This is a genomic window from Paraburkholderia tropica, assembly GCF_914484835.1.
Classification (GTDB): domain Bacteria; phylum Pseudomonadota; class Gammaproteobacteria; order Burkholderiales; family Burkholderiaceae; genus Paraburkholderia; species Paraburkholderia tropica_A.
In genome coordinates this window covers 1-5,744 of record NZ_CAJZAR010000093.1, presented here as the reverse complement: position 1 = coordinate 5,744, position 5,744 = coordinate 1, and the positions used below count along the sequence as shown (strand labels likewise).

General features: G+C 65.3%; 6 protein-coding genes and 1 pseudogene. 5 read left to right on the top strand and 2 right to left on the bottom strand.

Annotation, left to right across the window (positions count from 1 at the left end; all coding sequences use genetic code 11):
- The 3 genes and pseudogenes from LDO54_RS34560 to LDO54_RS34550 all read left to right on the top strand — a co-directional run.
- A pseudogene (locus LDO54_RS34560) lies at nucleotides 1–350 on the top strand (threonine ammonia-lyase, biosynthetic); the annotation flags it as partial.
- A 146-nt stretch (nucleotides 351–496) separates the two neighbouring features.
- Complete coding sequence (locus LDO54_RS34555; protein ID WP_224016837.1) at nucleotides 497–850, top strand: DOPA 4,5-dioxygenase family protein; 354 nt, start codon at nucleotides 497–499, stop codon at nucleotides 848–850.
- A 498-nt stretch (nucleotides 851–1,348) separates the two neighbouring features.
- Nucleotides 1,349–2,458, top strand: a complete 1,110-nt coding sequence (locus LDO54_RS34550; protein WP_224016835.1) for a CAP domain-containing protein — start codon at nucleotides 1,349–1,351, stop codon at nucleotides 2,456–2,458.
- 147 nt (nucleotides 2,459–2,605) lie between these two features.
- Here the strand turns inward: LDO54_RS34550 and LDO54_RS34545 are convergent, their stop codons facing one another.
- Complete coding sequence (locus LDO54_RS34545) at nucleotides 2,606–3,967, bottom strand: MFS transporter (RefSeq protein WP_224016832.1); 1,362 nt, start codon at nucleotides 3,965–3,967, stop codon at nucleotides 2,606–2,608.
- Between the two features lie 416 nt (nucleotides 3,968–4,383).
- Between LDO54_RS34545 and LDO54_RS34540 the strand changes: the two genes are divergently transcribed.
- Nucleotides 4,384–4,635: a hypothetical protein gene (locus LDO54_RS34540; RefSeq protein WP_224016841.1), complete on the top strand. Its 252-nt coding sequence runs from the start codon at nucleotides 4,384–4,386 to the stop codon at nucleotides 4,633–4,635.
- Nucleotides 4,636–4,714: 79 nt separating this feature from the next.
- Here LDO54_RS34540 and LDO54_RS34535 read toward each other — a convergent pair whose 3' ends face one another.
- Nucleotides 4,715–5,152: a hypothetical protein gene (locus LDO54_RS34535; protein ID WP_224016830.1), complete on the bottom strand. Its 438-nt coding sequence runs from the start codon at nucleotides 5,150–5,152 to the stop codon at nucleotides 4,715–4,717.
- Nucleotides 5,153–5,320: 168 nt separating this feature from the next.
- On the opposite strand from LDO54_RS34535, the gene LDO54_RS34530 reads away from it, so the two are divergent.
- Nucleotides 5,321–5,536 (top strand): hypothetical protein, encoded by a 216-nt coding sequence (locus LDO54_RS34530; protein WP_224016839.1) that lies wholly within the window; start codon nucleotides 5,321–5,323, stop codon nucleotides 5,534–5,536.
- Nucleotides 5,537–5,744: the final 208 nt, after the last annotated feature.

Genomic DNA, 5,744 nt, shown 5'->3' with positions numbered 1-5,744 from the left:
TCGTCGAACACGGTTTTCCCTGCGTCGATCTCACCGGCGACGAACTCTCGAAGCAGCACATCCGCTACATGGTCGGCGGGCGTTCGCCGCTCGCGCACGACGAGCGTCTGTTCCGCTTCGAATTCCCGGAGCGCCCGGGCGCGCTGATGCGCTTCCTCTCGTCGATGGCGCCGAACTGGAACATCAGCCTGTTCCACTACCGCAATCAGGGCGCCGATTACAGCTCGATTCTGGTCGGCATTCAGGTGCCCGCGGCTGAAGATGCGGAGTTCCGCCGCTTCCTCGCGACGCTCGGTTATCCGCATTACGAAGAGACGCAGAATCCGGCCTATCGCCTCTTTCTGAAGTAATTCGTCATCCTGACGATGGTGGACATGTTCCCGCGCCTCCTGCCCGACACGCTGCGAGGCCGGGAACACAAAGCCGCGATTCGCGGCAAAATATCGGTTCGATCTTCCGCTGCATTTCCGCATTCCCGTTCTTCAGGCGCATCATCATGACTCGAATCGATCCCACTGAAATTACCGGCTGGCACGCGCACATCTATTTCGATGCCGACACGCGCGACGCCGCTTGGGCGTTGCGTGAAATTATCGATACGCATTGGGGAAAGACCGTGCAAATCGGCCGCTTCCACGAGCGTCCGGTGGGTCCGCATCCGATGTGGTCGTATCAGCTTGCGATTGCCAACGAGCACTTCGCGGACGTATTCGCCTGGCTCACGCTCAATCACGGCCGCTTCGATGTGTTCGTGCATCCGAATACGTCCGACTCGCTGCGCGATCATCGCGATGCCGCCGTGTGGATCGGTCATTCGCATACGCTGAATCTCGGCGCATTCGGCGTCTGAGATGCCGGCGCGCGTCGTCGCGCCGACACGGCCATCTGATTCAACACGCTAATTGTGTGAGCAATGCGCGTGTGAATAAAACGCTTTAAAGCGAACCTGAAGCGCCACCACGCGCGCTTCAAAATCGACGTAATTTTTACCGCTAAACCGGCATTTAAAGCAGGGTTGAATCATCAGTTGAAATCGCCCCTGAATGCTGCGTCAATCGGCTGTTCCAGCCCTCTTTGCATTCCTTCATAATCGCGCGCTTTGCCGGATACGTCCGGCAAAAAAACGTCGATATCTGTTTCTGCACGATTCCTCAAGTTCAATCGTGTCCTGCCGTTAGTCAGGATGCGCAATCAATTCTGCACGACGCTTTTCGTTGCCGGGTTGAACGCTGTCGAACGTCGTTCGCAGCGTGACGCACAGGGAGTGTCATTCGGTATCAGACTCGCTGGACTCACCGGCATTACACCGGCCGGGGCGACTTCTCGAATAAACAACAAAAGGCTTGTCATGCGGTTTTCCAGATTCAAACTCGAAGCGGCCGTCGTACTGGCCGCTGCGCTACTTGCCGCGTGCGGCGGCGGTGGCGGCGGCGATTCGTCCGGCTCGTCCGGTTCGGCTTCCAGCAACTCGTCCGGCAGCAGTTCGACGCGTTCGTCCTCGACGAGCGTGCCGTCGACGAACGGCTCGGGCAGCACGAGCGGCGTCGCGCTGCTCGCGCCCGCCGCGACCGCGACCTCGCTGCCTTCGGCCAGCGGCAACGCGACCACCGACGGCATCGCCTGGCTCAACGCGGTGCGCCAGAACGTCGGCCTCGCCACGCTGACGAACAGCGCCGGCCTCGCCACGGCATCGCTCGACCACGCGACCTATCTGGTCGACAACCAGACCTACGGCCACAGCGAAGTCGCCGGCCACACGGGCTACACGGGCGCGACGCCCTACGACCGCATCGCGGCCGAAGGCTCGTACTCGATGATGGGCGAAGTGGTCGTGGCCGGTCAGCCCGCCGCGTTCAACGACAGCCTGTCGCCGGTCGAGACGCTGTTCGACGCGCCGTTCCATCGCATCGTCATGCTCGACGACTTCACGCAGATGGGCGTCGGTTCCATGACGAACGCGAACTGGGAGGCGTTCAACATCGACTTCGGCAGCACGGGCGCCGACACGATGTCCGCCACCACGCTCGTCGCGTATCCGTACTCGGGCCAGCAAGGCGTGCCGGCGAGCTGGTTCGCCAACGAAGATCCGAATCCGTTCGCGAGCCAGCCGAGCTACGAGATGACGACGGTCGGCTATCCGGTGACGGTCCAGAGCGCCTTCGGCACCACGCTGAGTTCGCTGAACTTCACGATCACGTCGGCCAGCGGCGCGAACGTTTCGTGTCTCGCGCAGACGCCGCAAACCACGCCCGCCGAACTCAGCAACGCGGCGATGTGCGTGCCGTATTCGGCGCTCGCCAGCGGCACGACCTACACGGTGCAGGTGACCGGCGTGTTGACGGATTCGTCGAATCAGACCTATTCGATCAACGTCGCATGGACGTTTACGACCGCCGCGTCGGGCGTCGCGCACTCGGCGGTGCAGAGCACGCAGAGCCGCCCGCTGCCGAAGTTCTGATCGCCGCGCATCGATTCTCGCGAAGCGAAAACGTCAAAACGAAAACGTCAGAGCGAGCGCAGCAAAGCAAAGGGGCCGCATCGAGCGGCCCCTTTTTTCATGTGCGCGCGTCCGGCGCGCGAAATCGCGTAGCGCGTGCCGCGCGCTTCAATGCCCGAACGATTCGGTTTTCGCCGCGCGCGTCGCCTCGATCGCCTGCGGCCGCGCCGCCTGCTTCACGAGCAGCGCCGCGCATGACACGAGACCCGCGACGGCGATCGTCGCGAAGATGCCCGCGAACGTGAAGTGCCGGCGCGCGAGTTCGGCCACGAGGAACGAGCCCGCGATGCCGCCGAAGCGGCCGATGCCGAGCATCCACGCGACGCCCGTGCCGCGGCCCGAAGTCGGATAGAAGGCGGCGGCGAGCGCGGGCATCGACGACTGCGCGGTGTTCATCAGCACGCCGGCCACGAACACGATCAGCACGAGCGCGCCGACGTTGCCGACCGCCTGGCCGATCATCCAGACCGACAGCGCGGTGAACGCGTAGCAGGCCGCGATGATGCGATTGGCGTTGAAGCGGTCCATCAGCACGCCGCACAGCACCGCGCCGATGCCGCCGAGCGGGAACAGCGCGGAGATCAGCGTCGCGCGCGCGGGCGGCAGGCCGGCGTCCTTGAGCAGCAGCGGCATCCAGTTGATCGACGCGTAGAAGATCACGAGGCCCATGAAATACGCGATCCACAGCATCAGCGAGCCGATCAGGTAGCGGCCCGAGAGCACCACGCCGAGGCCTTTGCCTTCGGCGTGCGGCGCGGTTTCGGTCATCGTGAACGACTGGGCCGCGAGCGCGTCGGCGGACACGCGCGCGAGCGCGGCGCGGATGCGTTCGGCGGGCTTCGCGTTCGCCACCATGTAGCGCACCGATTCGGGCATGCGCAGCGCGAGCGGCACGGCCAGCACGAGCGGCGTCACGCCGCCGAGCACGAGCACGCTGCGCCAGCCGAAGTGCGGAATCATCCACGCGGCGAGAAAGCCGCCGAACGCCGCGCCGAGCGGGAAGCCGCAAAACATCAGATTGATGATGGTCGCGCGGCGGCTGTCGGGGCAGTATTCGCCCATCATCGTGACTGCGTTCGGCATGGCCGCGCCGAGCCCGACGCCCGTGACGAAGCGCAGCCACGTGAGCTGGTCGATGCTGGTGGCGAACGACGAGCCGAGGCACGCGACGCCGAATAGCAGCACCGAGCCGAGCAGCATCGCGCGGCGGCCGAGCCGGTCGGACAGCGGGCCCGAGGCGAGCGCGCCGAACGCGAGGCCGAACAGCGCGGCGCTGAGCACCGGCGCGAGCGCGGGTTTGGCGATGCCCCATTCGCCGAGCAGCGAGGGCGCGATGAAACCGATCGCCGCCGTGTCGAAGCCGTCGAGCAGGACGATCGCGAAGCACATCGCGAAGATGAACCACTGGAACGGCGAGAAGGGATGCTCGTTGAGGAACGTCTGGACGTTGACGGCGGGACTGCGGGTCATGAATGTCTCCTGGCGTTGCGTGGGCGCGCGCGGCGGTTGTCCGCTCGCGGCGTCGCCCGTTTCTTATACTGGCATGGCCTGAATGGCTCGGAATGCCGAGCACGAATAGTACGCCCGTGCGTGCGCGGCCGATATCGGGGACATTATCGAGTGAGCGCGTGGCGGTGGCGTGATCGCGCGGCGGTGTGTGAGGGCGGCGCGGGGGAGTGATGGGCGAAGTGATCGGCGATGCGTGGGCGATGCGAACACGCGGCTCGCCGGCATGTCGAAGCTGTATCGGGTTGGGTGGTGCAGTTTTGGCCTGGTTTTGGCCTCGATGGCCGAAGGAGTCCGACGTGAAGATCCCGACGTTTTCCCCCACCGCGCGCGCTGGCGCGTTTGTCCTGATCGCCGCCACGGTTGCGGCTGCCGCCGCGCTGCCCGCAGCGAGCGCGTTCGCGCAGCTCTCGCCCGCGGACGATCTGCATTCTCCGCAAAACAGCCTTGAGCTGATGCCGAACGCCGCGCGCGGCAGCGAATATCCCACGCACGGCAACCGTCAGGCGGGCGAGTTGCCGGTCGGGCCGACCGATCCGCGTGGGCAGTTGGCTAACGGTCTGCCGAACAATGCGCAAGCGGGCGGTTACGGCGCACCGCAGGCGGGCGTGCGTACCGCGCCGGGGATGTGAGACGGCGCTTCGGTGTCGATCTTCCACATCGCGCCCGCACGAGGCGAAAGGCCTTCAGCGGGATGAACCTCCCGTTTCCTTATTGACGGGAGACGGTCAGTTTCACGCGCGCGGCGCCGTCGGTCTGCGCGGTGATTTCCGTGCGGCTGCCGCGTGCGCCCAGATAGAAGTGCTGGTGGCCGGGCGCGTTGCCGTCGTGTGTGGCGTCGGGCAGGCAGGACGCGATGTCGGCTCCGACGCCTTCGAGCGCGTTCGTCCCCGATCCCGCATCGCGCGCGCTCCAGATGCACTGATAGGTGCCGTGACTGGCGGCGCATTGGGCGTCGTCGCCATAGGGTTGCGCGACGGCGCGGCCATCGTCGGGAGTCAAACCGGCGAAGTGCTGCGGCGCGGCAGCGACGATGCGCTTGAGGGCGGCGCACGGGCTGGCGCTGTCGTCGGCGTGGGCGGCGAGCGGCGCGGTCAGGGCGAGCGCGAAGGCGGCGCCGGTCGCGAGACGTTCAATCGCTGTCTTCATGGTGGCATCGCTGCAGGGCGCAGCGCCTCGTCATGGGGTTTTGCCGGTCGCGCAAACGGCGTGCCGGGAACGAGGTTTGCAGTTCGTCGCTGAATACGGTCACACGAGGACAGCGAGATGGCTAAGCACACTGACACTCAGCGATCGACACTGCGAGCGGCCGCGTGGATGCTCGGACTCGCACTGGCCTGCGCGGCTGGCTCGGGGCAGGCGGCGTCGCAGGACGAGCAGGAGCACGCGTGCCGTGGCGACGCGTTCCACTTCTGCGCGAGCGATATTCCTAATAAGGAGAAGATCACGGCGTGCATGAAGCAGCATTACGACGAGTTGTCGCCGCCGTGCAAGGCGATGTTCAAGAAGCCGCCGAAGGGCGGTAAGTCCTAGAGAGGGCGGCCCGCTGCGGGACGAGGGTGGGCGAAGTCGAGAGGCGCGTGGCGCCTCTTTTCTTTTCTGGATTATTTTCGTGATAGGGCTTGCGCGAACGGTGTCGCTTCGCTAATATTCGCCCCCTTCGCTGCACGCAGTACCGCAACGAAGCCCGCGACGAGAAACCCGCGGGTCGGTTCTTCAACCAGCTTTTAAACGGCAACGT

Bases quoted from the DNA above. Each gene is read 5' to 3' on its own strand.
- LDO54_RS34555 (WP_224016837.1), top strand. From the start codon at position 497: ATGACTCGAATCGATCCCACTGAAATTACCGGCTGGCACGCGCACATC.
- LDO54_RS34550 (WP_224016835.1), top strand. From the start codon at position 1,349: ATGCGGTTTTCCAGATTCAAACTCGAAGCGGCCGTCGTACTGGCCGCT.
- LDO54_RS34545 (WP_224016832.1), bottom strand. From the start codon at position 3,967: ATGACCCGCAGTCCCGCCGTCAACGTCCAGACGTTCCTCAACGAGCAT.
- LDO54_RS34535 (WP_224016830.1), bottom strand. From the start codon at position 5,152: ATGAAGACAGCGATTGAACGTCTCGCGACCGGCGCCGCCTTCGCGCTC.
- LDO54_RS34530 (WP_224016839.1), top strand. From the start codon at position 5,321: ATGCTCGGACTCGCACTGGCCTGCGCGGCTGGCTCGGGGCAGGCGGCG.